Source organism: Micromonospora endolithica (assembly GCF_003626595.1).
GTDB lineage: Bacteria > Actinomycetota > Actinomycetes > Mycobacteriales > Micromonosporaceae > Micromonospora > Micromonospora endolithica.
Window position 1 is genome coordinate 426,502 of sequence record NZ_RBAK01000004.1, and the last position, 25,676, is coordinate 452,177.

Genomic DNA, 25,676 nt, shown 5'->3' on the forward strand with positions numbered 1-25,676 from the left:
ATGATCCGGGTGGTGGTGGTCGACGACGAGCCGATGGTGTGCGTGTTCCTGCGGACCATCCTCGGCTCGGCCGACGACATCGAGGTGGTCGACCAGGCGCACGACGGCGCGGCGGCGGTCGAGGTGGTGGCGCGCAGCCGGCCCGACGTGGTGTTGATGGACCTGCGGATGCCCGGGATGGACGGTCTCACCGCGATCGAGCGGATCAACGACCGTCCGGACGCGCCGCCGATCGTGGTGCTGACCACCTTCGATGCCGACCAGTACGTGCTGCGGGCGCTGCGGTTGGGTGCGGCCGGTTTCCTGGTCAAGTCCACGCCGCCGGAGAGCCTGATCGGGTTGGTGCGGGTCGCCGCCGAGGGGCACACGGTGCTGTCGCCGGCCGCCGCCCGCCGGCTGGTCACCGCCTCGGCCGACAGCCGATCGGCCGGGGAGCGCGCCCGGCGGCTCGTCGCCGGGCTGACCGAACGGGAGGCCGAGGTGCTGGGCTGTCTCGGCGAGGGCCTGTCCAACGCGCGGATCGCCGCCCGGCTACACCTGTCCGAGGCGACCATCAAGGGTTACGTCTCCCGGCTGCTGGAGAAGCTGCACTGCGCCAACCGTACGCAGGCCGGCCTGATCGCCCACGAGGCGCGCGTCGGCCGCGGCTGACCGGCGCGTTCCCGGCCGGCCGGGACCGGTCCACGGCCGGCTGTCTATGGTGGGGGCGAAGTGTTCGTCGGGCAGGCGGTTGGGGTGCTGCGGTGGCGTTGATGGGCAGGATTCTGCGGTACGACGATGTGCGCGGGTACGGGTTCATCGAACCCGCCGACGGCGGCGACGACGTGTTCGTCCACGCCAACGATCTCGGTGCCGCCCGGCACCTGGTGCGTCCCGGCATGCTCGTCGAGTACGACGTGGAGCAGGGCGAGCGTGGCCCGAAGGTGTCCACCGTGCGGATCCCGGACAGCGCGCGGACCGCACCGGTCGTCGGTTCACCCGCGACGGTGAAGCGGGAGGACGACGGCATGTGTGACGTGCTCACCACTGCCGAGTTCACCGCCGAGGTCACCGAGCTGCTGATCCAGCGGGTCCCGTCGATGACCGGGGAGCAGATCGCCCAGGCGCGCCAGCACCTCGCCGAGCTGGCCCGCGGGCACGGCTGGCTGGAGTCCTGAGCGGCCGGCGCCCCGCACCGTTCATCGACAAACGTCGAGGACATTCATAGACTCCGACCGCTCCGGTACCACGAGTCAGGAGGAATGTCCGTGTCGCGTGAACCCCGAACGCAGTCCACCCCGAATCCGCACCGCGCCACCCGTACGCTGGCCCGCCTCGGCGGTGCGGCGCTGCTGGCCGGCGCGCTGCTCGCCCCGACCGGGACGGCCGCGGTCGCCGCGCCCGCGCCCGACGCCGCCCCGGCGGTGGTGTCCGGCGGTCCCCGGGACACCGACGGCCCGTGCGGCTACACGGTGACCCCCGACGAGCCGGCCGCGCGCCCGGTCCCGCTGCCACCCGACCCGCGCCGTACGCCGGACCGGGGCACCGTCCGGGTGACGCTGCGGACCAACCACGGTCCGATCGGGCTGGTGCTGGACCGGGCGGCGGCGCCGTGCACGGTGCAGAGCTTCCTGCACCTGACCCGGTACCGCTTCTACGACCGGACGCTCTGCCACCGGCTGACCGCGTACCCGACGCTGAGCGTGTTGCAGTGCGGTGACCCGTCCGGGACCGGCTCGGGTGGCCCCGGCTACCGCTACGCCGACGAGCTGCCCACCGACCTGCCGCCGGCGCCCACCGACCCGACCGGCGAGCGCCGGCTGTACGCCCGGGGCACCCTCGCGATGGCCAACGCCGGTCCGGACACCAACGGCAGCCAGTTCTTCCTGGTCTACGCGGACTCCGCGCTACGGCCGAACTACACCGTCTTCGGCTCGGTGGACCGCGGCGGACTGGCCACCCTGGACCGGATCGCCGCCGGGGGAGTGGCGCCCACCGCCGAGGATCCGGCCCCGGTCGACGGTCCGCCCGCGCTCCCGGTCGTGATTCGCAAGGCGCAGCGGCACCACGGCCGCTGAGGCAGGTTCCGCGCCACGGCGTCGGGTCGGGATCCCTCCCGGCCCGGCGCCGTCCCCGTCGACGCGCCCACCGGGGCGGCGACCGGACAAAAGCGTAACCGATGAGTTACGCTTTCGCGGTGGACGAGGTGGCGGCGGCGATCGCGGATCCCGTACGACGGGAGATCCTCGTGCTGTTGCGTGCCGGCCCCCGGTCGGCCGGCGACCTCGCCGGCCGGTTCCCGATCAGCCGGCCGGCGGTGAGCCGTCACCTGCGGGTGCTGCGCGACAGCGGCCTGGTGCGTGACGAGCTGGTGGGCCGGCAGCGGTTCTACCGGTTGGACCCCGCACCGCTCGCCCGGCTGACCGAGTGGCTCGCGCAGTTCGGCGAGCCGTCCGGGTGGGCGCACCGCCTGGATGCGTTGGAGACCGAGGTGTACCGGACGCGTCGCGAGCGCCAGGCCCGCGACGCGCCGGACCGGACAGGAGAGATGACCGCATGACGACGACACCCAGTGGACGGTTGGTCGGCACCGGCGAGGGCGCCGACCTGGTGCTCACCCGCCGGTTCCGGGCCTCGGTGGCCGACGTGTGGGCCAGCATCACCGACCCCGATCGCACCGCCCGCTGGTTCGGGCGGTGGGAGGGCGACGCCGGTCCGGGCCGCACGATCAAGGTCCAGATGGCGTACGAGGACGACGCGCCGTGGTTCGATCTGCTGATCGAGGCGTGCGAGCCGCCCCGCCGGCTCGTCGCGTCGATGGTCGACGAGCACGGCTCGTGGCACGTCGAGATGCGCCTCGCCGAGGCCGCCGGCAGCACCGAACTCACCTTCACCCAGCACCTCGAGAGCACCGACGGCGTCGGCGAGACCGGCCCTGGTTGGGAGTACTACCTGGACCTGCTGGTCGCCGCGCACACCGGCGAGCCGCAGCGGGAGTTCGACGACTACTACCCGGCGATGAAGGACTACTACGAGGGTCTCCGTCAGGAGTGAGCCGGCTCCGAGGCCGGTCCAGCCCGCTGTGGGGCCGCTGTGGGGCCGCTATGGGACCGGTGCGGGACCGGTGTCGGGCTGCTGCGGGGCGGGTGTGGGCCGGCCCGGTTCGGACCAAGCCGGGCCGGGCGGAACGCGTGTGGTCCAAGCCGATTCGGCCCGTTTCGGGTCGGAGTGATCCGAGCAAGGTTCGGGCCGGGACAATGCGGTCGCGGCGCTTTCGAGCTGAGCCATCCATGCTATCGCCGCCCTCCTCGCTCCTCGCGCGTCTCGCCTTCGCGTGCCCGAGTGCCCCACGTCCGTATGCGTGCCGTGCGTCCGTGCGTCCGTGCGTCCGTTGCGTCCGTGCGTCCGCGTGCGTGCCGTGGTTGTGCGTCCGTGCGTCTGCGTGCGTGCCGTGGTTGTGCGTGCGTGCCGTGGGTTGTGCGTCCGTGCGTCTGTGTGCGTGCCGTGGGTTGTGCGTCCGGACGCCTGCCGTGTGCCTTGGGGCCGCACTCGTGGCGTGCGCCGCCGCAAGCGTGGCGTGCGCCGCGGGTCCGCATGCGTGCGCCGCGGGTCCGCACGCGTGGCGTGCGCCGCGGGCCCGTAGGCGTGCGGACCGCTCGGGTCCTCCCACTCGTGCCGGGCGCCGCGCGTCCCCACGTGCTACGCGCCGCGTGGCCGCAGCGGGGCGGCGCGGTGATCCGTTCACGACATCAGCTCGAAAGGAGCCCGGGCGCGGGTCCGCGACCGGCAGACCTGACTGGCGGGTCCGGCCCTCGCAGTGCCGGGCGCGCCGGCCCCGGGCTTGTTCCGGTGGCTGAGGCCCAGCCGATGTCGGCGGGCGCCCACCGTCATGCCGGTGCGCCGCCGCGCCGCCTCATGCCGCCGCGCCGCCTCATGCCGGTGCGCCGCCGCGCCGCCTCATGCCGGTGCGCCGCCGCGCCGCCTCATGCCGGTGCGCCGCCGCGCCGCCTCATGCCGGTGCGCCGCCGCGTCCGCGTGTCCCCGTGCGCCTCGCGTCCGTGGCCGCTGCGGTGATCCGTTCACGACATCAGCTCGAAAGGGGCTGAGGTGCGGGCCCGCGACCGGCAGACCTGACCGGCGGGTCCGGATGCCGCCGGTCGCCGGTCGCGGTCGCGGTCGCGGGCGGCGTCGGCCTTCGGCTCCCTTTCGGTCCGCCGTGGCCCAATCGGTGTCGTCGGGCGCCCACTGTCATCCCCGTGCGGTGGGCGCCCGCGCCGGAGGACGGACAGTGAGGAGATACCCGTGCGGAAGAGCATCAGGGTGGCGATCACCCTGGCCGCGGCGGCGACGGCGTTGACCGCCGTCGGTGGCGCCGCGTACGCGCAGGCCGACCCGGACCCCGTCGTGCAGATCGTCACCGAGCGGGAGACGCCGACCGGCTGCCCGGAGCGGGCGGAGCCGACCGCGACGGTGGTGGCGCCGTGACGGCGGCCCCGGTCGTAGCGGACGGGACCGACCCGGGTGTCGACCTCGGTCCCGCCGACGCGGCCCGCCTGCTGGAACGGACCCTGTTCGAGGTGAAGCGGGTCATCGTCGGTCAGGACCGGCTGGTCGAGCGGCTGGTCACCGCACTGCTGGCGCGGGGGCACTGCCTGCTGGAGGGGGTGCCCGGGGTGGCGAAGACCCTGGCCGCGGAGACGCTGGCCACGGCGGTCGGCGGCAGTTTCGCCCGGATCCAGTTCACCCCGGACCTGGTGCCGTCGGACATCCTGGGCACCCGGATCTACCGGTCGTCGCGGGAGAGCTTCGACATCGAGCTGGGCCCGGTGATGGCCAACCTGGTCCTCGCCGACGAGATCAACCGGGCACCGGCCAAGGTGCAGTCGGCCCTGCTGGAGGTGATGGCCGAGGGGCACGCGTCGATCGGCGGGCGGACGTACCCGGTGCCGACACCGTTCCTGGTGCTGGCCACCCAGAACCCGATCGAGTCCGAGGGCGTCTACCAGCTGCCGGAGGCGCAGCGGGACCGGTTCCTGATGAAGGTGGTGGTGGACTACCCCACCGAGGACGAGGAACTGGGCATCCTCTACCGGATGGGCGCCGACCCGCCCACCGTGCGTCCGGTGCTGGACCCGCAGCGGTTGGTCGCGCTCCAGGCGCTGACCCGGCGGGTGTTCGTGCACCACGCGCTCGCCGAGTACGTGGTGCGACTGGTGCTGGCCACCCGCGACCCGGCCCGGTTCGGGATGCCGGAGGTGGCCGGGCAGCTCGCGTACGGGGCGAGTCCCCGGGCCACCCTCGGCCTGGTGGCCGCCGCGCGGGCGCTGGCCCTGCTGCGCGGGCGTGACTACGTGCTGCCGGCCGACGTGCGGGAGGTCGCACCGGACGTGCTGACCCACCGGCTGGTGCTCTCCTTCGACGCGGTCGCCGACGGCGTGGACGCCACCGCGCTGGTGCGCCGGCTGGTCGACGCGGTGCCGCTGCCGCAGATCGCGCCGGCCCAGCACGACCAGGGCCCCGGGCTGGGAGCGGCGGCGTGAACGGGCACGCCGCGACCGTCCGCGACCTGGCCCGGCAGCGGCGGCTGCGCCGGCTGGAGCTGACCGTGAACCGTCGCCTCGACGGGCTGCTGCACGGCCGGTACCTCGGCCTGCTGCCCGCACCGGGCAGCGAACCGGCGGGCAGCCGCGAGTACCGGCCCGGCGAGGACGAGGTACGGCGGATGGACTGGTCGGTGACCGCCCGGACCACCGTGCCGCACGTGCGAACCGTGGAGGCGGACCGGGAACTGACCACCTGGGCGCTGGTCGACGCCACACCCAGCATGGACTTCGGCACCGCCGAGCTGGAGAAGCGCGAGCTGGCGGTGGCCGCCGTCGCCGCCGTCGGGTTCCTCACCGCCGGTCTCGGCAACCGGCTCGGGGCGCACCTGCTCACCAACGACGGGGTCCGCCGGTTCCCCGCCCGCACCGGGCGTACGCCGCTGCTGGGTCTGCTGCGGACGCTGCTGGACGTGCCGCGCGGGGTGCCGGCGACGGCGCCGGTGTCGCTGGCCGACGGCTTGGCCGGGCTGCACCGGTCGGCCCGGCGGCGGGGTCTGGTCGTGGTGGTCTCCGACTTCCTCGACGGGCTGCCCGACGACGGCGTGGCCGGCGCATCCGGCGCGCCGCCGGACTGGGAGCGACCGCTGCGCCGGTTGGCCGCCCGTCACCAGGTGCTCGCCGTGGCGGTGTCCGACCCGCGCGAGCGGGAGCTGCCGGACGTCGGGCTGATCACCCTGGTCGACCCGGAGAGCGGGCGACGGCGTGAGGTGTCCACGTCCAGCCGGCGGCTGCGCGAGCGGTACGCGGCGGCGGCCGCCGCGCAGCGCCTCGCCGTGGCCCGTGCGGTACGCCGCAGCGGCGCGGCGTACCTGCCGCTGTCCACCGAACGCGACTGGGTCGCCGACATCGTCCGGCACGTGTTCGTCCAGCGTCGGCTCGCCGGCGCCGCGAGACCCGGAGGCGCCGCGTGAGCTGGGAGTCCCCGCAACGGCTGTGGCTGCTCGTCGGGGTGGCCGCCCTGGTGGTGGTGTACCTGCTGGCCCAGCGCCGGCGCAGCCGCTACGCCGTCCGCTTCACCAACCTGAGCCTGCTCGACCGGGTCGCGCCGCAGCGACCCGCCTGGCGGCGGCACGTGCCGGCCGGCCTGTTCCTGGCGATGTTCGCGCTGCTGGTGGTCGGGTTCGCCCGGCCCACCGACGAGGTGCGGGTGCCCCGCGAGCGGGCCACCGTCATCGTCGCGGTCGACGTCTCCCGCTCGATGCTCGCCACCGACGTGTCGCCGGACCGGCTCGCCGCGGCCAAGGACGCCGCCCGCGAGTTCGTCGACGGCCTGCCGGCGGAGTTCAACGTCGGGCTGGTCGCGTTCGCCGGCAGCACGTCGGTCCTGGTCACCCCGGACACCGACCGGGAGGCACTGGCGGCCGGCATAGACCGGCTCGCCGAGGGGGCCGCCGGCATCCAGGGCACCGCGATCGGCGCGGCGATCGACACCTCCCTGGAGTCGATCCGCACCCTGGACGCGCGGGCCGCGCAGGAGCCGCCGCCGGCCCGGGTGGTGCTGCTGTCCGACGGGGCGAACACCGCCGGCCGCGATCCCGCCCAGGCCGCCGCCGACGCCGTCGGGCAAGGCGTACCGGTGGACACCATCTCGTTCGGCACCCCGGACGGGCGGATCGGCTCGGGTGGGGGCGGCCAGGCCGTCCCGGTCGACGGCGAGACGCTGCGCGAGGTCGCCGCGGCCACCGGCGGCGGCTACCACGAGGCGGGCACCGGCGACGAACTGCGCGCGGCGTACGCCGACATCGGTTCCTCGGTCGGCTACCAGACCGAGCGGCAGGACGTCTCGGCCCGGTTCATCGGCGTCGGCCTGGTGCTGGCGCTGCTGGCCGCCGCCACGTCGATGCTCTGGTTCTCCCGCCTGCCCTGACCCGTTCACCACCGACCGACGAGGAGGGCACCATGACGACCCCACCCACCGGCCTCGGGGAGCCGCGCGGCCCGTGGTTCACCTCACCCGACCTGACCCACGGCGGCGCCGAGGTGGGCGTACCCCCGGCGGAACACCGGCCGGCGACGGCCGCGGCGGACCGGCGGTGGCCGCGCGCGCTGCTGGCCGGCCTGGCCCTGGTGGCGGTGTCCGCGGGTGCCGGCGGCACCGCCGGCTGGTTCGCCGCGCCGGACCGGGCGGACGCGCCCGCGCCGGCCGCCGCGCCGCCGCTGCCCGCGGCGTCCGGGCAGCCGGTCCCGTCGGACCTGGTCACCGCCGCCGCGCGGGCCCTGCCGGGGGTGGTCTCCGTGCGGGTACGCGGCAGCGGCAGCGGGTCCTCCGGCTCCGGGTTCGTGCTGGACGACCGGGGCCACGTGGTCACCAACGACCACGTGGTGGCCCGGGGCGGCACGGTCACCGTGGTCGGCCAGAACGGTCGCCGGCTGTCCGCCACCCTGGTCGGCCGGGACCCGGGCAGCGACATCGCGGTGCTCCGGGTGGACGCCGGGGCCGGGCTCCCCGCGTTGCCGCTGGCGGCGAACGGGCAGACCCGGGTCGGCGAGCCGGTGCTCGCCGTCGGCTCCCCGCTGGGCCTGTCCGGCACGGTCACCGCCGGGATCGTCAGCGCGCTGGACCGGCCGGTCCGCCTCGGCGGCGGCGCGCGGCAGTCCGCGGTGCAGACCGACGCCTCGATCAACCCGGGCAACTCCGGCGGTCCGCTGGTCAACGCCCGGGGCGAGGTGGTCGGGGTGAACACGGCGATCGCCACCCTGGAGGGCGGCGGCAACATCGGCATCGGCTTCGCCATCCCGATCGACCGGGCCGCCCGGGTGGCGGCCGGTCTCATCTCCAGGGGATAGGTTGACTCATGCGGCTGCTGGTGGTGGAGGACGAGGAGGACCTGGCCGGTGCCCTGCGCGTCGGCCTGACCCGGGCCGGTTACGCGGTCGACGTGGCGGCCGACGCCGCGCAGGCGTACGAGCGGCTGCTGGTCGACGCGTACGACCTGATGCTGCTCGACGTGAACCTGCCCGACGTCGACGGCTTCGCCGTCTGCGGGGCGATCCGCCGGGGCGAGGTCGAGGTGGCCGGCGGCCCGGACCTGCGGGTCCTGATGCTCACCGCCCGGGGTGCCCTCGACGACCGGGTACGCGGGCTGGACGAGGGCGCCGACGACTACCTGGTGAAGCCGTTCGCCCTGGTGGAGCTGTTGGCCCGGGTGCGGGCGCTGCTGCGCCGGGACACCGCCGGCACCGGCGCGGTACTCAGCGTGGGTGACCTGACCCTGGACGCGGCCCGGCACGAGGCCCGCCGGTCCGGGCGTACCCTGCGGCTGACCCCGAAGGAGTTCGGCGTGCTGGAGTACCTGATGACCCGTCCCGGCCGGGTGGTGCCGGCCGAGGAACTGCTGGAACACGTGTGGGACGCCAACGCCGACCCGTTCACCGAGACGGTCCGGGTCACCGTCGGCACATTGCGCCGCAAGCTCGCCGGCGGCGACGGCGACCCGCCGATCGAGACGGTGGTGGGGCGGGGCTACCGGCTGCGGGAGGCGGCGTGAAGATCTTCCGCTCGATCCGGTTCCGGCTCACCGTGCTCTACTCGACGCTGCTGTTCGCGCTGGCCGGCGCCGGCCTCGGGGTGGCGTACGTGGCGGTGGACCGCGCGCTGGACCCGAAGCCGGTCACCAAGCGCCTGGAGGCGCAACTGGTGAAGCTCAAGAGCGACGGCCGGACGGTACCCACCGGCGTCACCCTGGAGGTGGCCGAGGTGCAGCAGATCGAGGGCGAGGTGAACCTGCGGCTGATGCAGACGCTGCGGGACTGGTCGCTGGTCGCTCTCGGCGGCCTCTTCCTGGCCAGCCTCGGCATCGGCTGGGTGCTCTCCGGCCGGGCCCTGCGCCCGGTCGGCGCGATCGCCCGGACCACCCGGGAGATCCAGGCCACCGACCTGTCCCGGCGGATCCGGCTCAACGGCCCCCGCGACGAGCTGCGCGACCTGGCCGACACCATCGACTCGATGCTCGACCGGCTGGACCAGGCGTTCCGCTCCCAGCGGCAGCTGATCGACGACGCCTCGCACGAGCTGCGCAGCCCACTGGCCATCATCCGGGCCCACCTGGACGCCTCGCTGACCTCGCCGGAGGCGACCGAGGAGGAACGCCGCCAAGCGGTGGCCACCGTGGACCGGGCCACCACCCGGATGTCCCGGCTCGTCGAGGACCTGCTGGCCACCGCCCGCCGGGACACCGACGCCCTCAGCGACACCGATGTGGACCTCAGCGCCGTCGCGCGCGAGGCCGGGGAGGACGTCGCGCCGCTGGCCGCCGGGCGTGGGCTGCGCCTGCGGTACGCCCTCGGCGGTGACCTGGTGTGCATCGGTGACCCGGACGCGCTGCGCCGGGCCGCCGGCAACCTGCTGTCCAACGCGGTACGCCTGTCCCCGCCCGGCTCGGCGATCACCGTCGGCACCGGGCGGGCCGGCGGCTGGCTGTGGCTGGCGGTGGCCGACGAGGGCCCGGGGATCGCCGACGCCGACCAGAGCCGGGTGTTCGACCGGTTCTGGCGGGGTGCGGCGCCGCGGGGCTCCGGCGGTGACCGGCGTACCGGTCTGGGCCTGGCGATCGTGCGGCAGATCGTCGAGTCGCACGGCGGTCACCCGGCGGTGTTCTCCCGGCTCGGCGCGGGCAGCACCTTCGTGTTCTGGCTGCCGGCGGTCGACCGCGCCGACGACGAGCCACCCCCGACGGCGGCGCCGCTGTAGGTCGGTCGGCGGCGGGCCGGGCGCGAACCCGGCCCGCCGGGTGGGGCCTACCGGACCGGGTACTCCGCGAGGTACACCGGCGCGCCGACGGCGTTCGTGTCGGCCGGACCGCCGACGCCGTTGACGACGTGGTCGATCGTGCCGGCGCTGAGGTTGACGGTCATGATGTGCCGCAGCCGGACACCGGGGGTCTCCGGCACCTCGAAGCCGTTCTCGGTGTGGATCGACGGGTTGTTCTGGTTGAACACGTAGACGCCGCCGCCGTGCAGGGTGTGCCGGCGCACGTGGTCGCCGACCTTGTAGCCGGCCCAGCCCCGGACGTCGCCGTTCATCCAGTCCGCCTGCGTCGGCGGGTCGTACGGCAGCTCGTTCTGGTAGAGCACGGTGGTGCCCCGCTCGCCGTTCCAGACGGTGTTGTGCCGCTGGAAGTGCTCCACGAACAGGCCGGTGGCGGTGACGTCGTCGCCGTTGATCACCGCGCCGTACCGGCCGGTGTTGGTCCGCCAGCGGTCGGTGTCGCCGTTGACGCCCTCGGTGAACCCCTCGACACCGTGGTCGCCGCGCCACACCCAGGTGTGGTCGATCAGCACGTGGTCGGCGTTGACCTCCAGCGCGGTGTCGGTCCGGCCGACGTGCGGGCCGCCGACCCGGAAGTAGATGTCGGACAGGGTCAGCGGGTTGGCCGGCGTGCTGGCGTTGCGGCCGTGCTTGCGGCCCACCCGGACCAGCACCGGCGACTCGGTGGTGCCGGCGTCGACCGTGACACCGGCGACCACCACGCCGGGCACCCCGGCGACGTCCAACGGAACGGCCCCGTCGACGGCGGTCAGCGTGGCGTGCCCGAGACCGAGGACGACGGTGTCCGGGCGCCGGACGTGGATGCTGCGGTCCACGTCGTACACCCCCGGGGTGAGCAGGAGGTGCTTGCCGCGGGCCAGTTCCCGGTTGATGGTGCGCACGGAGTCCGACGGCTTCGCGACGTGGAAGTCCGTCAGCGGGATGGTACGGCCGGGTGTCAGGCCGCCGGCCCAACTGGTGCCCCGGGTGTTCCGCGCGGCGGCGGGCACCCGCACCGCGTACCGGCCGCGCGCGTCGACGAACAGGTACGGCTTCTCCCGGCTGACCGGGGTGGTGGCCAGGGTCGTGTACGGCGGGTCGGGGAAGGCGGCGTCGTCCGGCGCGCCCACGACACCGGAGAAGACCTGGTTCCACACCGCGTTGGACCACCCGGCTACCTCGCTGTTGCGGGTCAGCCACTGCTGCTGGGAGCCGTTCGTGGTGGCCGGGAGTTTCGAGTCGGCGATGAAGCCGCCGCTGGCGTACTGCGGGCCGGCGGTGCAGTAGTCCATCAGCGACAGGGTGCCGCCGGTGACCGCCACCCGGCGTACCGACACCGCCTGGGAGACGGCCCAGAAGTTGGCCGACGACCGGCAGTCGTCCTGCCCGGCGGCGTTGACGTTGATCGAGAGGTTGGACAGCGTGCGCCAGAAGTTGACCAGCGCGATGCAGTTGCCGGTGCCGCCGTCGGCGAGGCAGCGGTTGTAGACCTCGACCTTGCCGTTGATGACCACGTCGGTGGGGGAGGCGCCCAGGCCGGCGATCTCGGTGTAGTAGCCCACCTTGATCTGCAACGGCTGCTCGGCCGTGCCGTACGTGCCGGGCTTGAACAGGTACGCGTACCGCTGGGTGCCCATCTCGTTGTCGACCTGCCGGGCGTGGGTGGCGTCCAGGACCGCCTGGATCCGGCTGACCGGCATGCTCGGGTCGAAGACGGTGACGTGCGGGCCGAGGTCGGCCGGCGGGCGGTGGGCCGGCGCGGCGCCGGCCACGGTGCCGCCGATCGGGGCGGCGACGAGGGCGAGACCGAGCACGAGGGCGCGGGCGACATGTCGCCGCGCGGTGCGCGCGGCGCGTCCTCCGGCGCCGGGGGGATGGGTCGTCATGCGGGGGTCCTTTCCGCCGCGGGGTCGGCCAGAGAGCGCTCTCTCGGCGGGCCGGCCGCGGTCGGTACGGTGGCGTTGGTGGATGGGTCGTTTCTACCCGGTCCGGTGGCGCGGCGCCAGATCGGACCCGGACGGGATGCGGACAGCAGCGCGCCCCCGCGGTCCGTGCGGGACCGGAGGGGCGCGGCGCGGAGGTGGTCAGCCCTGGCGGGCCTTCTGTCGCCGGTCGGACTTGTTGATCACGAAGGTGCGTCCGCGTCGGCGTACCACGATCGAGTTCATCTTGTTCTTCAACCCGCGCAGGGAGTTCCTGACCTTCATCGCGTCTCGTCCCGTCTGAGAGGTCTGCGCCGCGGCCACGTCGTGCCGGTCACGGCCCGGCGGGCACCGACGTCCGGTCCCCGCACGGGTACCCGCCGGTGCGCCGCTCACACACCACCCGGGTCGCGCCGGTGCGGTCAGCGTGGCGGCGGGGCGTGGCGCAGGAAGAACGCGGTGTCGTTCGTCCGTGGAAACGGCAGGCGCGGTGGCCGCCGGTCCAGGAAACGGCACAGTGGACCCCAACCCTCCCGCACCGACCAGACCAGCAGCCGCCCCGGGTCGACCGATGCCACGAGCCGCGCGTGGTGCGCGGCGTACGCGCGGGTCCAGCCATCCTCGTCCGCACCGTGCGGGCCGAGAGCCCGGCGGGCGGCGCGGCCCACCACCTCGGTCAGCTCGGGGTCCGCGCCGGTGTCCTGGCCGTCGGCCAGCACCGTGCGGTGGAAGCTGCGGTACCAGTCGGCCGCCGGACGGGCGGTCAGCACCACCCGGGCGTCCGGGTGGGCCTGCGCCACCTCCGCGGCGACCGTCGACGTGGGCCAGTCGACGGCACTGCGGTAACCGGTGTAGACGTCGTCCCAGGTGCCCTCGCCGTCCAGCCGGCGCCGCCACCGCCGGGCCAGGTCCGGATCGGCGGCCACGTCGACCATGTGCTGGCACGGGCCGTAGCCGAGCAGGGTCAACGCCGTGGCCAGCGTGTACGTCCCGGTCCGGCACCAGCCCGCGCCGATCACCGCCAGCACGCCGACACCGTCACGTGCAGATCGGTTCCGGGTTCAGGTCGGCCTCCGCCGTCGGCCGGTCCCGCCGACCGAGGGCGACCGGGACGTCGTACAGGCGACCGGGCGCGAACCGGGGCCAGAAGTGCCGCAGCCCCGGCACCACCACCTTGGCCACGTGCAGGTCGACGTCGGGCCGGGTCTGGTCCACCACGAGAAGGTCCAGCCCCCTCGTGCGGCACAGGTCCACGCAGCGGGCCACCTCGTCGGCGACCGAACGGTCCCCGGCCCGCGCCGGGGTCCACTCCCGCCGGCCGGCCGGGGCCAGGTACGGGTGCGCGGCCACCGTCGCCGACGTGTACCACCGGCGCAGGTCCGGGTCCTCCAGCTCGGTCACGTCGGCGCTGCCCAGGTGCGCGAGCATCTGGTTCAACTCGGTCACCGCCCGCCACAGGGCGATCTCCGGGTCGGCGTGCGTGCCGTACCCCTGCAGGATCTCCTCGCGGTGGTCGTGGCGCCGCGACACCGCCACGTAGGTCGGCACCCCCAGGTCGGAGGTCACGTCCAGGACCCACAGGTCCCGGTTGCGGGCCTGGTACGCGGCCCGGGTGGCGCGCAACATCGGGTCGTCCACCGAGTCCAGGTCCAGTTCCGGTACCGGTAGCCGGTTGTACCACCAGATCGCCACCGCGTCCCGCTCCACCAGTTCGAAGAACCCCTGCAGGACGGCCTCGGCCAGGGTGTTGCCGGCCGCGCTGCCGTTCGAGTCGGCGGCGCAGAAGGCGTGCCCCTGCTCGGCGTGCACGTTGTAGTAGCAGTACGCGGTGGGCAGCAGCACCGGCCGGTCGGCGACCAGCGACCAGGCGGCGGTCCACGGGATCGGCCGGTCGTCGTCGAACCGCTCCGGCACCCAGGCGAACCCGGAGTGCCGGTCGTTCCACTCCGCGCGACCGCGGTACTGCGCCTCGCTGAAGTGCAGCAGGTCCCGGGGGTGGACCGCCGGGTCGGTCAGCTCCGACCAGGCGGCACGCCGGTCCACCTCGTGACCCTCGAACCGGCCGGACAGGCGTTCCAGCGCCTCACCGAGCGCGCTGGCCCGGGACTGCACCGACGTGCGGCCCTTGCCGGCCGTGCTGCACTCCAGGCTCTCCCGCAGGCTGTCCAGGCCCCGGGTGGCGGTGAACAGCGGGTGCACCGCCCGGTGCACGGTGAGCAGGTCGTCGCCGGTGTCGTACTCGCTGACCCGGTGCACCAGCCCGGTGATCGGGCTGATGTGCCGTTCCAGGCGGGCCAGTGTCGCGTCCGGGCCGACGGTGCGCAGCCCGCCGTCGCGGGCGCCCAGCGCGGGGGCCGGCTCGATCCGGGGCCGGGTGACCCGGCGCACCGGCGGGGTGCCGCAGGCGGGGCAGTGGGTGAGCCGGGTCAGCGGGTGCCGTGCGGTGCCGAGGTCCCGCAGGTCCAGCGTCGTCAGCACGCCCGGCCGCACCGTCGCCGAGCCGTGCAGCCACTGGGTGAGGGTGAGCGCGGCGAGGTGCGCGGCGGCCGACCGGGACGCCGGCACGGACACGGGCGTCGCGTACACGTCGTGGTCGTCGTCGCGCACCCGCCGCAGGTATGTCTCCACCGGCCGGTTGTCCCGCAGCCGCGCCGCCAGGCAGGACCAGCACCCGGTCGCACCGGGGACCAGGATCGGGCCGATCCACGGCACCACGCCGCCGGTGCGGACCAGCGCCCACGGCCGGCCGGAGGCGAGCTGGGTGGCGTTGCGCTCGGCCAGCTCCGCCCGCAGGTAGTCGTCGACCGCGACCACCGTGAGCGCCGGCGCGGCGTCCGGCTCGACGATGGCCACGCCGAGGCTGCGGAAGCTCTCCGCGAGCAGGCCGCCGTCGTCCGGCCCGAGCCGCTGGAGGTCGACCGTCGGCTGTCGTACCCGGTCCACGCCGGCGCGGGCGAAGAACGCGTCGGCCGGGTCGGCGGTCGGGGCCACCAGCACCAGGTGCCGCCGGTCCACCAGGTGGCTCAGCCCGATGGTGATCTCCAGCGGGGAGAACCGGTCGCCGAGCCGGTCGCGCAGCTCGGCCGCGACGATCGGCGTACGGCAGGAGCGCAGCGCCTCCACCGCGAACGCGCCCCGTACCGCGACGTGCTCCAGTTCGTTCATCAGCAGCGCCGAGGCCGGTGACACGACCTCGACCTGGAAGCGGGGGTTGACCACGAGCTGGTCGGACGGTCGCATGGCGCCCTCATTCGGTCGGGTCGGTGTCGTCGTCGGGGCCGGAGCCGAGGATGAACTCGCCCACCACCGGCCGGGCGAACGGGTCCAGTCGGGTGAGCAGGGCGGCCTGCGCGGCGTCGCCGCCGCCCACCGCGCAGGGTGCCAGCCGCATCGCCGTGGCCACCAGGTACATGGTCTGCATCAGCACGCCGACGTGCTTGAGCACCAGCGCGTACGCGATCCCCTCGTACTTCCAGGCCAGCCGGGGCAGGTCGGCGCCGATGAGCACCAGCACGTCCGGTGGCGCGGTCCGCATCGTCGACACGGCCGCGTCGTCGAGCAGGCGCCGCTCCGGCGCGCCGGCCGCCGGCAGCCGGTCCAGCCGGTGTTCGGCCGGCCGGTACGCGTACCCGCCGGGGTCCAGCCCGGCCACCCGGTGCACGACGAGGGTGAGGTCCAGCTCGTGGATCGCCCCGCCGCTCGGGTACGGCCGGGTCCGTACCACGCCGTGGTCGGTGTGGTATTCGGCGGTGGTGCGGGCACAGCGGTGCAGGAACTCGCCCAGCTGCCCCAGCGTGATCGGCTCCGCGCCGCCGCGCCGCACCGAGCGGCGTTCGGCGAGGACCCGGAACAGGTGTCCCTCGGGCAGCGCACCGGGGGCGGGCGACGGCAGGTCCACCCGCTGGTCGGTCGAGGGTGGACGAACCGGTTCCGGCTGCGGTTCGGCGAAACGGTACGTGCCGCCGAACGGCTTGCGCCGCAACCCCTCCCGGCTCTCGCCGTGCGCCAGCAGGTCGGCCGGTTCCCAGTAGCGCAACGGCGGGCGGTCCTCGACACCGGTGGCGACCACCACCCCGGTCGCCAGTAGCAGCGGCCAGGCGGCGGCGAGCAGGTCGCCGTCGTCGGCGTCGGTCAGTTCCGCCGGCCGTCGTGGTCGCGCCAGCAGCGACAGGATCCGCCAGAGGCGGTGGTCGCGGACGGCGACGTCGAAGCCGTACGCCGGCGCGGTGGCCAGCAGGTCGCCGTCGCGGGCGACGACGTGGCAGAACCGGGACAGACCGAAGGTCTCCGCCGCCGGGTCGGCCGGTGGCGGCGGCAGGGTGGCGGTGCCGCGCCGCCAGGCGACCAGCGCCGGCGGGTCCCCGCCGGCGTGGTAGCTGAGCCATCCGCCGGCGTCGAGCACGTCGAGCGCCACCGTCGCGGCGATCCGGTCGGCCGGTCGGCCCCGGGTGGCCTCGCGCAGGGCGGTGGCGGTCAGCCGACCGTACGCCAGGTCACGCCACGCCCCGGCGGCGACCGTCGGGAGCGCCACCGTTTCCCGGCCCCGGGTGAGGGTCGGGCCCGGTCCCGGCGTGACCCGCACGCCGGGAGCCGGTCCCAGGTCGAAGCCGGTCCACAGTGGAGCGACGACGACGCCGGTCATCCACCGAAGCGGTTGCGGATGATGACCTCACCGATGTCACCGCGGGTCGGCACGGCGTTGCTCTTGCAGTAGACGCAGGGCGTCCGGCAGCCGCTGTCGGACTTGCACTTGCCGGCGCCGCCGTCCGGGTCGTTGAGCGTGAACTCGTCCAGGCTGAGGTGGTCGACGACCGCCCGGTGGAGGTCTTCGTGGCTGAACTCGAAGCCGCGCTCGGCGGCGATCAGTCGGGTCACCGACAGGATCTGGTCGTCGACCACCTGATCGAGCCGTTGGCTGAGGTTCTCGTCGGAGCGGAGGGTCTCCAGGAAGCGGCGGGCCGCGGCCACACCGTCGGAGGAGTCTTCCATCGCTGGCCTTTCCCGAACATCGGAGCAGTGGACATGCGCGGGCGCCGTCGGCGGGCATCACCCGCGCTGGTGCGCCTGGGGGCAGCGAAGCTCCTTGAATCGTCTGGCCGGTCGATGGAGGTGTCAATCGCGAGGCGGTGACGGGTATCGGACCCCGTCGGCGGGTCGCCCGGACGCGTCGGTCGGCGGTCCGGCCGGGTCCGGCCGCTACCGCGGTGCGGGGGCCGGGCGGATGACGGTGAACACCGCGCCCGCCGGGTCGGCGAGCGCCGCGACCCGACCGGTCAGCACGTCGCTCGGCGGCACGACCACCCGTCCACCGCGCTCCCCGGCCCGCTCGGCCGCGTCGTCCGGGTCGGCCACCGCGAGGTAGACCATCCAGCCGGTGGGCAGCACGCCGGCCAGCGGCGGGGGCAGGGCCAGCCGCCCGGCGACCGGCCGCCCACCGGAGACCAGCAGGGCGTACGTGTCGTCGGGCGCGCCGGGTGGGACGGTGGCGTGCAGGGCGAGCGCGGCGGCGAGGAACCGGTCGGCGTCGGCGGGGGCGGTGGTCATGAACTCGTACCAGGCGGGCAGTCCCGGTCCGGGTGCGACGGCGGTCGTCCCGGGACGGAGCAGGAGGGACCCGCCCAGGGGGTCGTGCACCTCGTCGTCCTCGACGCGCGCTCCGGCGCCGGTGGCCGCCGCCCGGACGGCCGCGGCGTCGTCGGTGTCGAACAGGGCCCACCAGCGGGCCGGCCCGGCGCCGGCGCGCAGCCCGGCGGCCGGGACGCCGTCGGCGAGGGCGGTGGACCCGTCAGCGTCGTAGGTCCAGCCGAACAGGTGGGCGTAGAACTCGCGGGCCGCGTCGGGGTCGGGCGTGACCAGTTCGACGCCGCAGGGCACCACGCTCGGGGTGGGGGTCGCGTTCACCGGGGACTCCAGAGGGAAGAAGGGTCAGGGACAACCGGGGTGGGGCACCGCGCTGGCGTGCCAGCCGTCGCGCAGCCCGTCGAGCAGGTCCTCCAGCGGAATCGGCCGGCCCAGGTGGAAGCCCTGGCCCGCGTCGACGCCCAACCGGCGCAGCGCCGGCACCAGCTCGGCCCGCTCGACCGACTCGGCGACCGTACGCATGCCCAGACCGTGCGCGGCCCGCACGACCGCGTCGATGAGCACCGGGTCGGCGCCGCCGCGGTCGGCCTGGCGGACGAAGTCCCCGGCGATCTTGACGGTGCTGAACGGCAGGTGCTTGAGGTAGGAGAACGAGCCGAACCCGGCGCCGAAGTCGTCCAGGCTCAACCGGCAGCCGGCGTCCCGCAGCGCGCCGGCCAGGTTGCGGACCGCCGCCACGTTGGTGATCGCCGCCGTCTCGGTCACCTCGACGCCCAGCCGGCCCGGTTCGACCCCGGCGGCGCGCAGCACGCCCACCACCCAGTCACCGAAGCCGGGCGACTCCATCGACCGGGCGGAGATGTTCACGTCGAAGCAGGTACCGGCGGCGACGACGGCCGGGTCGGCCAGCGCGGCACTCGCGGTGGCCACCACCCAGCGGTCGAGTTCGCCGATCAGGTCGTCGCGCTCCACGGTGGGCAGGAACTCGACCGGGTGCAGCGGCGGCTGCCGGCCGTCGCGCAGCCGGATCAGCAGTTCGTGGCTGACCACCGCGCCGGTCGCCAGGTCGACGATGGGTTGGGCGTCGAGGTGCATCCGGTGCTCGCGCAGCGCGTCGCGGACCCGGGTCACCACGTTGACCCGCTGCACCGCGTGCCGGTACTGCTCGGGCAGGTAGATCCGGGCCCGGTTGCGGCCGGCGTCCTTCGCCTCGTAGAGGGCGAGGTCGGCGTGCGCGAGCAGTGCGTCCCGGGTGACACCGGGCCCGGCCGGGGCGGCGCCGATGCTCAGGGTCACCCGCAGGCCCGCGCCGGCCACCGGCACCGGACTGCGGGCCGCGGCGTCGCACAGGGTCTCCGCCACGGCGAGGGCATCGCCGGCCGGGGTGCCGGGCAGCACCACCGCGAACTCGTCGCCGCCCAGCCGGCCCAGCACGGTGCCGTCGGGCAGGTGCCGGACGAGCAGCCGGGCGAGCAGCCGCAGCACGTCGTCACCCACCGCGTGCCCGTGCACGTCGTTGATGTCCTTGAAGTTGTCGATGTCGATCAGGAGCAGGGCGCCGGCCGGATCCCCGCCGGCGGCGATCAGGTCGTCCAGGCGGGCCAGCAGGGCCCGCCGGTTCGGCAGGTCGGTCAGCGGGTCGCGTTCGGCCAGCCGGATCAGTTCCTCCTGGATCCGCTGCGTCGCGGTGATGTCGTGGGCGGTGCCCAGCACCCGCACCGGTACGCCGGACGGGTCGGTGAACACCTCGCCGTAGCACTCGAAGACGCGCAACGTCACCCGGTCGGCGAGGTACATGCGATGGGTGTACGCGAACGGCCCGCCGGCGCGCAACGCGGTCTGCAGGGTGGTCTCGATCAGGGCGATGTCCTCCGGGTGCAGCAGGTCCCGGTAGGACTCGTAGTCCAGCGCGGTGCCCGGCGGGTAGCCGAACATCTGCAGCAGCACGTCGGACCAGATGACGTGGCCGGTCGCCACGTCCCACTCCCAGGTGCCCACCTTGGCCAGTTGCTCGATGTGAGCCAGCCGCCACCGGTAGTTGCGGCCCCAGTCCCGCTCGCGTCGCTCCACGCTGACGTCGCGTACCTCGTAGACCCGCAGCGGTCGCCCCTCGTGGTCCACCGGCAGGCAGCGCACCCGCAGCCAGCGGGTGTCACCGTCGGGGCCGGGCCAGGGCACGTCCACCGCCGCGCCGCCCGGCTCCGCCCGGGACAGCGGCAACTCCTCCGGGCGTACGCCGAGTCGGCCGAGGGCCACGTTGGACCAGAGGCAGCTGCCGTCCGGGGCGAGCACGGTCAGTGCGGTGGAGGTGGCGTCGGCGGCGACGGACGGCAGCGTGTTCACCTGGTGGCCACCCCCATCACTCCGCCGGCCGTGGCGCCGACACACGGTCATCCGATCGCGACGCGGAGTCTACCCACGGCACCCCCGAACCCAGGTGCCCGACCGGCCCTCCGCAACCGCGCTCTCCCGCCGCACTCCGGCGAGAAACAGTGGCCATTCCACCCGGGAATGGCCACTGTTTCCGCGAAACCGCGGGTGGGTGGAGTGGTCAGTGGGACGGGACGGGCTCGGGTGCCGAGGTCCGGGTCAACCGGGCCTCGGCGAGCGTGCCGACCGCGGTGAGAGCGGCGGCCAGAAGCGCACAGGCCGCCAGCGCGACGTGCGGGCCGACCGAGGCCAGCAGCGGGGCCACCACCAGGCCGGCGAGGCCGAAGCCGATGCCGCCGGCGGCGTACAGGCCGGAGAACCCGGCGGACCACTGCGACTCGGGCAGCATCTGCTGCAACCCGGCACCCCGGGCGGTGAGCGCCGGGGTGCTGGCGAAACCGCCGGCCAGCAGCAGCGCGATCACCAGGGGCACCGTGCCGGCCAGGGCGGCGACCAGCACCATCGCGCACAGCGCGAGGATCAGCACGGTGGTCTGGCTCCGGTAGCTGGCCGGCCAGCGCCGCGCACCGTAGACGATGCCACCGGCGATGCCGGCCACCGCGAAACCACCCAGCGCCAGGCCGGACAGGTCGGCGTCGCCGCCGAGGCGCTCCAGCAGCGCCGGCAGCGCGGTGTACGCGGCACCCACCGTCAGCAGCACCGCGGCCTCGTGCGTCATCGCCGGCCAGGACAGCCGCCAGACGCTCTCCTCGTGTCCCGGGTCCGTCGCCGCCCGGCCCGGGTCGACCAGGGCGCCGGCGACCAGCACGCCGACGGCGGCGACCCCGGCCGTGACCACCAGCGAGACCGCGGGGCCACCGAGGAAGGCCAGCGCGCCGATGACGGCCGGGCCGACCGCCCACATCAGCGCGGTCATCGACGCCTCCAGGCCCAGCGCGGAGTGCTGGCTCTCCTGCGGCACGCTGCGCACCACCAACGCCCGCAGGCCGCCGTGGGCGCCGGAGGCGACCGCACCGGCCAGCGCGGCGAGGATGATCATCGCGACCACCACCACGGCGCCGTCGAGCACCCGGGAGGCCCCGACCAGAGCCAGCAGGGCGACCGCCTGGACGGCCAGCACCAGGCGCAGCTCCGGCCCGGCCGGCCGGCGGTCGAAGCGGCGGCCCATGACACCGGCCGCCGCCGCCTCGGCGAGGGCGAAGGCCCCGGCGAGCAGCGCACCCACCGCGAACGAACCGGTCACCTCGCGCCCCAGCAGCACCAGCGCCAGCGGGGCCATCGCGATCGGAAGGCGCTGGCAGACCGCGGCCGCGAACCACGCCGCCATCCCGGGGCTGCGCAGGACCGACAGGTAGCCCGGCGGTTGGCCCTGCGGCCGGTCGTCGGTCGTCTCCTTGGTCATCGTCATGGCTGCACCTCTCGCAGAGCGGGCACGTCCCGGCGGACGGGCACCGGGCGCACGGACGGTTCACATATCCGTCCAGTGGCGTGCGGAGGGCCGGGCGTTACAGCCGGGCCGCCACGATTGTCGCCGGGGCCGCTCAGGTGGCCGGGCTGCTCTGCCGCTCCAGGTACGCCTCGACCGTCTGCCGGACCCGGGCCCGGGCCCGGTGCAGCAGGACGCGCTGGTGACCCTCGCTGATCTCCATCAGCTCGCAGACCTCGGTGCTGGTCCAGCCCTCCACGTCGCGCATGGTGATCACCTCGCGCTGCCCGGGGCTCAGCTGGCGGACGGCGTCGCCGAGCAGCTCCCGCAGTTCCCCGGCGAGGAGCAGGTCCTCGGGTTGGCGGCCCCACCGGCGGGGCGGCACGCTCCAGTGGCCGGCGTTCGGCCCCGCCGAGATGAAGCGGTCCGGGTCCACCGTCGGCCCGCCGTCCGCGCCCGGCAGGCCGGACATCGGGACGCTGCGGGACTCCTGCCCGGCCCGGCGCCGGGCGATGTTCAGCAGGATCCGGCAGATCCAGGTGCGCAGCGACGCCCGGCCCTCGAACCCGTCGATGCCCTGGAGAACGGCCAGCCAGGTCTCCTGCACGACCTCCTCGGCGTCGGCGACGCTGCGCACGTGCAGGAGCGCCAGCCGCATCATGGTCGCCTGGTGTGCCCGGACGAGATCCCGGAACGCGTCCTCGTCGCCGGCGAGCAGGCCCGCCAGGTCGACCGTCACTGGTCCGCCCTCGTGCCGTTCCACTCGCGGAACGTACGGACGATCGCGGACTCGACCGCCACGGGCAGCCGGTGCCCGGGCGCGGCGCGCAGCAGTCGTACCGTGGACCGCATCTGGTCGAGGTACGCGTCGCAGCCGTCGCAACTGAGCAGGTGGGCGCGGAAGCTCTCCAGTTCGTCCGGCGGCAGCGCGCCCTCCAGGTAGTCGGTGATGGACTCGACCATCTGAGCGCAGGTCAACTCGTGCATGGGGCACTCCTCGGCGGGGCCGTGATCTCGCACGTACTCGTCCTCGGTCGACGATACGTGATCGCCTCGTCGCTCCCGTCGTCCGGAGGCGACATCGGACCCGCGTGGGGACCGGCCGTCGAGCCGGTCCCCACGCGGGTCGGTGCAGGGCGGAGCACGGTCAGATCACCGCCACGCCCATCGGGTCACCCTCACCGCCCTCGCCGAAGACCTCCAGATCGAACACCCGGTGGTCCTCGACGTACGCCAGCGACCCGTCCTGGTTGGCCTTGAACACCGTGAGCGTGCCCTCGAAGGAGTTCAGCTGGTAGAGGTAGCGACTGTCCGAGCTCAGGGCGAGGTCGGTCGCCCCGGTCGGCACGTGGTCGTTCTTGCGGTCCTTGCCGTCCTCGGCCGAGGCCGACTCGTGCAGCAGCTCCGGCACGCCGTCGGTGACCGAGAAGCTGGAGATGGTCCCGTCGCCGAACGGGCTGGAGGCGTACGCCAGCGACTCGTCGCCGTTGACCACCACCCAGCAGGTGTCGGTCTGCTTGTTGAACACCGACTCGCTGCTCGCCTCGAGCCCACCGTCCTCGTCGAACGTGTACGAGGCGACCGCCGAGGCGTTGTCGTTGGCGAATCCGCCGAACTGCTCGGTGGTGAGCACGGTGCCGCTGCGGGTGACCGCGAAACCGAACGGGCCGCGCCCGGTGGCGTCGTGCACCCGCTTGCGTCCCGGCGTGCCGTCCTTGCGGACCTGGAAGGTGACCACCGTTCCCTCGTCGTCCTCGACCTCGCTGTCCTCGTGCGCCGGCAGCTTGGCCAGGCGCTCGGTCACCAGCAGCGACCGGCCGTCAGCGCTGAAGGACACCTGGGCGCAGCCGGAGTGCGCCTGCCCGGACAACTGCCGGGTGGAGTTGCGCACCGGGGTCAGCCCACCCCCGCTGGACACCGAGAACCCGGTGATCTCCGGGCGGGCGCCGCTGGTGCAGTTCTCCAGCACGTTGGTGTCCTCGTCGAAGAGGTGGTTGGCGGTCTCGCCACTGTTGAGCACGTACAGCAGGCCGTTGTTGACCGTCAGGCTGACCGGCTTCTGCCCGCCCGACGGCACCTCCTCGACCAGCTCCAGGTTGTCGGCGTTGATCTGGAAGACCGAGATGGTGCTGCTCCCGGCGTTCGGCACGAACAGCAGTCGGTGCTGGTCGACCAGCATGTTGGGCGAGGCCTCACCCTCGGCGCTGCCCACCACCAGGGCATTGGCGCTGTCCTCGAAGCTGCCGCTGCCGGTGCCGCCGGTCGGGTAACGGTCGACCTCGGTGAGTTCGCCGTCGGAGGCCCGGGAGAAGGCCACCACCTCGTTGCCCTCCTCCGCGTTGGACATCAGGAACACCGCCCCCCGGCGCAGGTCGGTGCCGCCGCCGGCAGCCTGGCGGGTGTCCGTCGTGGTGGCGGTGTCGTCGCCGTTGCCGCCGTCCGCGCCGTCGTCGGCGTTGACCACGTGCGGCATGGTGAGCAGCCCGGCGACCGCCGCGCTGAGGAACACGGCCGTCACGGCCAGGGCGCTGCGGTTGCCGGTGCGGCCACCGGTCTCCGGGTCGCGGTGCCGGCCGCCCGGCGCCGACCACGGGTACCGGGTCGCGGGCTCTGCGCGGTGTCTCATCCGAGTCTCCTTTGCTGTTGCGCTGTCGCGTCGTCGGTCGGTCGTGCGTGCGTGCCGTCCTCCACTGTGGTCCGGCGGTGTCACCGGGCCGTGGCACTCGCGGCGTCGTGGCGTCGCCGCGGGTCCCTCAGGCGGCGTTGACCAGCTGGCCGATCTCGGGGGAGGGGTTGAGGCCCAGCTCGTCGCGGAGGGTCCGGCGGTAGTGCAGGTAGTGCTGCACCGCCTCGTTGCGGTTGCCCTCGGCGAGGTAGACCCGGATCAACTTGCCGTGCGCGCTCTCCCGGAACGGGTCGGCGTGCACCACGGCCAGGACGGCGTCCGCGGCCTGGCCGAACCGGCCGCGCTGCAGGAGCCGGTCGCACAGCGCCTCCAGGCAGTGCAGCCGAAGGCTGCGGTAGCGCTGCTGCTCCGGGCGCAGCCACCCGTGGTCCCACTCCGGCAACAGGTCCCGGTGCATCGACTCGATGGCGGGCCAGCGGGCCGGCAGCCGGGTCGGGTCGTCGAGCAGGGTGGTGGCGAACTCCGCGACCTCGGTCGCGTCCACCGACACCGAGGGCGAGAGCCGTACGGTGTGGGCGGTCGCCTCCACCACGCGTCCCGAGCAGACCTGGTTGAGCCGGTACAGGGCGGTGCGCAGGTTCGCCTGCGCCCGCTGGTCGGTCACGTCGGGCCAGAGCATGCCGGCGGCGGTGTTGCGGGCCAGCGGGTGCTGCCGCAGGGCCAGCAGGGCGAGCAGCCGCTGGGCGGCCGCGCCGACCGGGATCCGCCGGTCGCCGCAGTGCAGCTCGAAGGCGCCCAGCAGTTGTAGCCGTGCGGTGCGGTTGTCCGCGGCGGCTGTCCGCGTACCGGTGCGGCGCAGGGGAACGACGTTGTCGGCGTACGAGGGGGTTGCCTCGGTGGTCGAGGGGTCCTGGATCGGCTGCGGGGCGGAGTTGCGCATGGATGACCTCCGGTCGACGGGCACGGGGTGACACCGTCGTCGGTGACGAGGGTGTGTCGGTCGTCGCGGAATGCGGCGGCCGGGACGGGCGATCCGATGGTCAGCCACGTGCGGACCGGCCGGTTTTCGGAACTCCCGGGACGTTGCCGTCGCCATTCACCGTGCAACGTGGCGTCTCGACCGTCAACGAATACCGCTCCCGACGACGCTCGTCGCGGCCGAACTCTCCGCATCGTCACCTGTCCGGAATGACCGGCTATCGAGGCATTGGCATGACGGAGGGACGGCCTATCCGGTGGCGCAGAGTGACGCAGGCCGGCGTTGCGGCTGGGATCCGGAACCGAAATCCTTGGCTATATCTTTCCGTGATTACAGGCGTCATCACGCCATGGCGGGCACCGGCCAACAGTTGTCGGGCACGCAATCCTCAGCGCGTCGTGTCATTGTTCGAGACACGCATTC

General features: G+C 74.3%; 25 protein-coding genes. 12 read left to right on the forward strand and 13 right to left on the reverse strand.

The genetic code is table 11. From position 1 onward, the window contains the following. The 12 genes from D7223_RS13740 (at nt 1) to D7223_RS13795 (ending at nt 10,272) form a co-directional block, all read left to right on the forward strand. Nucleotides 1-651 carry a response regulator gene (locus D7223_RS13740; RefSeq protein WP_120728761.1) on the forward strand — a complete coding sequence of 217 codons (651 nt, stop codon included), beginning with the start codon at nt 1-3 and terminating at the stop codon, nt 649-651. Nucleotides 652-752: 101 nt separating this feature from the next. Beyond that, on the forward strand, nt 753-1,157 hold the full coding sequence (locus tag D7223_RS13745) for a cold-shock protein (RefSeq protein WP_120728762.1): 405 nt from the start codon (nt 753-755) through the stop codon (nt 1,155-1,157). 90 nt (nt 1,158-1,247) lie between these two features. Then, a complete protein-coding gene (locus D7223_RS13750; protein ID WP_420330310.1) occupies nt 1,248-2,057 on the forward strand; it encodes a peptidylprolyl isomerase in 810 nt (269 codons plus the stop codon). A gap of 101 nt (nt 2,058-2,158) precedes the next feature. Further along, on the forward strand, nt 2,159-2,539 hold the full coding sequence (locus tag D7223_RS13755; protein ID WP_186832212.1) for an ArsR/SmtB family transcription factor: 381 nt from the start codon (nt 2,159-2,161) through the stop codon (nt 2,537-2,539). Further along, complete coding sequence (locus D7223_RS13760; protein WP_120728765.1) at nt 2,536-3,033, forward strand: SRPBCC family protein; 498 nt, start codon at nt 2,536-2,538, stop codon at nt 3,031-3,033. Before D7223_RS13755 ends, D7223_RS13760 begins: the two co-directional genes overlap by 4 nt. 1,248 nt (nt 3,034-4,281) lie before the next feature. Further along, on the forward strand, nt 4,282-4,464 hold the full coding sequence (locus D7223_RS13765; protein WP_120728766.1) for a hypothetical protein: 183 nt from the start codon (nt 4,282-4,284) through the stop codon (nt 4,462-4,464). Next, on the forward strand, nt 4,461-5,519 hold the full coding sequence (locus tag D7223_RS13770) for an AAA family ATPase (protein WP_120728767.1): 1,059 nt from the start codon (nt 4,461-4,463) through the stop codon (nt 5,517-5,519). The genes D7223_RS13765 and D7223_RS13770 overlap by 4 nt, the downstream gene beginning before the upstream one ends. After that, nucleotides 5,516-6,493, forward strand: coding sequence for a DUF58 domain-containing protein (locus tag D7223_RS13775; protein ID WP_120728768.1), 978 nt, complete (start codon nt 5,516-5,518; stop codon nt 6,491-6,493). The genes D7223_RS13770 and D7223_RS13775 overlap by 4 nt, the downstream gene beginning before the upstream one ends. Beyond that, nucleotides 6,490-7,449, forward strand: a complete 960-nt coding sequence (locus D7223_RS13780) for a VWA domain-containing protein (RefSeq protein WP_120728769.1) — start codon at nt 6,490-6,492, stop codon at nt 7,447-7,449. Before D7223_RS13775 ends, D7223_RS13780 begins: the two co-directional genes overlap by 4 nt. Nucleotides 7,450-7,481: 32 nt before the next feature. Then, nucleotides 7,482-8,369, forward strand: a complete 888-nt coding sequence (locus D7223_RS13785; protein ID WP_120728770.1) for a S1C family serine protease — start codon at nt 7,482-7,484, stop codon at nt 8,367-8,369. A gap of 8 nt (nt 8,370-8,377) precedes the next feature. Continuing rightward, nucleotides 8,378-9,070: a response regulator transcription factor gene (locus D7223_RS13790; RefSeq protein ID WP_120728771.1), complete on the forward strand. Its 693-nt coding sequence runs from the start codon at nt 8,378-8,380 to the stop codon at nt 9,068-9,070. Further along, a complete protein-coding gene (locus tag D7223_RS13795) occupies nt 9,067-10,272 on the forward strand; it encodes a sensor histidine kinase (protein ID WP_120728772.1) in 1,206 nt (401 codons plus the stop codon). Before D7223_RS13790 ends, D7223_RS13795 begins: the two co-directional genes overlap by 4 nt. Nucleotides 10,273-10,319: 47 nt before the next feature. Here the strand turns inward: D7223_RS13795 and D7223_RS13800 are convergent, their stop codons facing one another. The 13 genes from D7223_RS13800 to D7223_RS13860 form a co-directional block, all read right to left on the reverse strand. Then, complete coding sequence (locus D7223_RS13800) at nt 10,320-12,215, reverse strand: adenylyl cyclase (protein WP_120728773.1); 1,896 nt, start codon at nt 12,213-12,215, stop codon at nt 10,320-10,322. Nucleotides 12,216-12,413: 198 nt separating this feature from the next. Further along, entirely contained in the window at nt 12,414-12,536 is a 123-nt protein-coding gene (locus tag D7223_RS13805; RefSeq protein ID WP_074311439.1) for a ribosomal protein bL36, read from the reverse strand. A gap of 137 nt (nt 12,537-12,673) precedes the next feature. Beyond that, nucleotides 12,674-13,279 (reverse strand): sulfotransferase family protein, encoded by a 606-nt coding sequence (locus D7223_RS13810; RefSeq protein ID WP_120728774.1) that lies wholly within the window; start codon nt 13,277-13,279, stop codon nt 12,674-12,676. Nucleotides 13,280-13,289: 10 nt separating this feature from the next. Then, entirely contained in the window at nt 13,290-15,491 is a 2,202-nt protein-coding gene (locus D7223_RS13815) for a TOMM precursor leader peptide-binding protein (protein WP_120728775.1), read from the reverse strand. A gap of 7 nt (nt 15,492-15,498) precedes the next feature. Beyond that, on the reverse strand, nt 15,499-16,893 hold the full coding sequence (locus tag D7223_RS13820; RefSeq protein WP_120728776.1) for a SagB family peptide dehydrogenase: 1,395 nt from the start codon (nt 16,891-16,893) through the stop codon (nt 15,499-15,501). Next, entirely contained in the window at nt 16,890-17,240 is a 351-nt protein-coding gene (locus tag D7223_RS13825; RefSeq protein WP_120728777.1) for a Nif11-like leader peptide family natural product precursor, read from the reverse strand. The genes D7223_RS13820 and D7223_RS13825 overlap by 4 nt, the downstream gene beginning before the upstream one ends. Before the next feature lie 207 nt (nt 17,241-17,447). Next, entirely contained in the window at nt 17,448-18,152 is a 705-nt protein-coding gene (locus D7223_RS13830) for a VOC family protein (RefSeq protein ID WP_120728778.1), read from the reverse strand. A 24-nt stretch (nt 18,153-18,176) separates the two neighbouring features. Next, complete coding sequence (locus tag D7223_RS13835) at nt 18,177-20,174, reverse strand: putative bifunctional diguanylate cyclase/phosphodiesterase (RefSeq protein ID WP_158610885.1); 1,998 nt, start codon at nt 20,172-20,174, stop codon at nt 18,177-18,179. A gap of 208 nt (nt 20,175-20,382) precedes the next feature. Continuing rightward, nucleotides 20,383-21,630: an MFS transporter gene (locus tag D7223_RS13840; protein ID WP_120728780.1), complete on the reverse strand. Its 1,248-nt coding sequence runs from the start codon at nt 21,628-21,630 to the stop codon at nt 20,383-20,385. 133 nt (nt 21,631-21,763) lie between these two features. Beyond that, nucleotides 21,764-22,411, reverse strand: coding sequence for an RNA polymerase sigma factor (locus D7223_RS13845; RefSeq protein WP_202864642.1), 648 nt, complete (start codon nt 22,409-22,411; stop codon nt 21,764-21,766). Next, nucleotides 22,384-22,635, reverse strand: coding sequence for an anti-sigma factor family protein (locus tag D7223_RS13850; RefSeq protein WP_120728781.1), 252 nt, complete (start codon nt 22,633-22,635; stop codon nt 22,384-22,386). Before D7223_RS13850 ends, D7223_RS13845 begins: the two co-directional genes overlap by 28 nt. 160 nt (nt 22,636-22,795) lie before the next feature. Next, complete coding sequence (locus tag D7223_RS13855; RefSeq protein ID WP_120728782.1) at nt 22,796-24,274, reverse strand: lactonase family protein; 1,479 nt, start codon at nt 24,272-24,274, stop codon at nt 22,796-22,798. Between the two features lie 127 nt (nt 24,275-24,401). After that, nucleotides 24,402-25,214, reverse strand: coding sequence for an AfsR/SARP family transcriptional regulator (locus D7223_RS13860; RefSeq protein ID WP_158610886.1), 813 nt, complete (start codon nt 25,212-25,214; stop codon nt 24,402-24,404). Nucleotides 25,215-25,676 lie beyond the last annotated feature (462 nt).

Bases quoted from the DNA above. Each gene is read 5' to 3' on its own strand.
- D7223_RS13785 (WP_120728770.1), top strand. From the start codon at position 7,482: ATGACGACCCCACCCACCGGCCTCGGGGAGCCGCGCGGCCCGTGGTTC.
- D7223_RS13855 (WP_120728782.1), bottom strand. From the start codon at position 24,274: ATGAGACACCGCGCAGAGCCCGCGACCCGGTACCCGTGGTCGGCGCCG.
- D7223_RS13745 (WP_120728762.1), top strand. From the start codon at position 753: ATGGGCAGGATTCTGCGGTACGACGATGTGCGCGGGTACGGGTTCATC.
- D7223_RS13840 (WP_120728780.1), bottom strand. From the start codon at position 21,630: ATGACGATGACCAAGGAGACGACCGACGACCGGCCGCAGGGCCAACCG.
- D7223_RS13815 (WP_120728775.1), bottom strand. From the start codon at position 15,491: ATGCGACCGTCCGACCAGCTCGTGGTCAACCCCCGCTTCCAGGTCGAG.
- D7223_RS13820 (WP_120728776.1), bottom strand. From the start codon at position 16,893: ATGACCGGCGTCGTCGTCGCTCCACTGTGGACCGGCTTCGACCTGGGA.
- D7223_RS13850 (WP_120728781.1), bottom strand. From the start codon at position 22,635: ATGCACGAGTTGACCTGCGCTCAGATGGTCGAGTCCATCACCGACTAC.
- D7223_RS13790 (WP_120728771.1), top strand. From the start codon at position 8,378: ATGCGGCTGCTGGTGGTGGAGGACGAGGAGGACCTGGCCGGTGCCCTG.
- D7223_RS13860 (WP_158610886.1), bottom strand. From the start codon at position 25,214: ATGCGCAACTCCGCCCCGCAGCCGATCCAGGACCCCTCGACCACCGAG.
- D7223_RS13825 (WP_120728777.1), bottom strand. From the start codon at position 17,240: ATGGAAGACTCCTCCGACGGTGTGGCCGCGGCCCGCCGCTTCCTGGAG.
- D7223_RS13740 (WP_120728761.1), top strand. From the start codon at position 1: ATGATCCGGGTGGTGGTGGTCGACGACGAGCCGATGGTGTGCGTGTTC.
- D7223_RS13805 (WP_074311439.1), bottom strand. From the start codon at position 12,536: ATGAAGGTCAGGAACTCCCTGCGCGGGTTGAAGAACAAGATGAACTCG.
- D7223_RS13755 (WP_186832212.1), top strand. From the start codon at position 2,159: ATGAGTTACGCTTTCGCGGTGGACGAGGTGGCGGCGGCGATCGCGGAT.
- D7223_RS13760 (WP_120728765.1), top strand. From the start codon at position 2,536: ATGACGACGACACCCAGTGGACGGTTGGTCGGCACCGGCGAGGGCGCC.
- D7223_RS13800 (WP_120728773.1), bottom strand. From the start codon at position 12,215: ATGACGACCCATCCCCCCGGCGCCGGAGGACGCGCCGCGCGCACCGCG.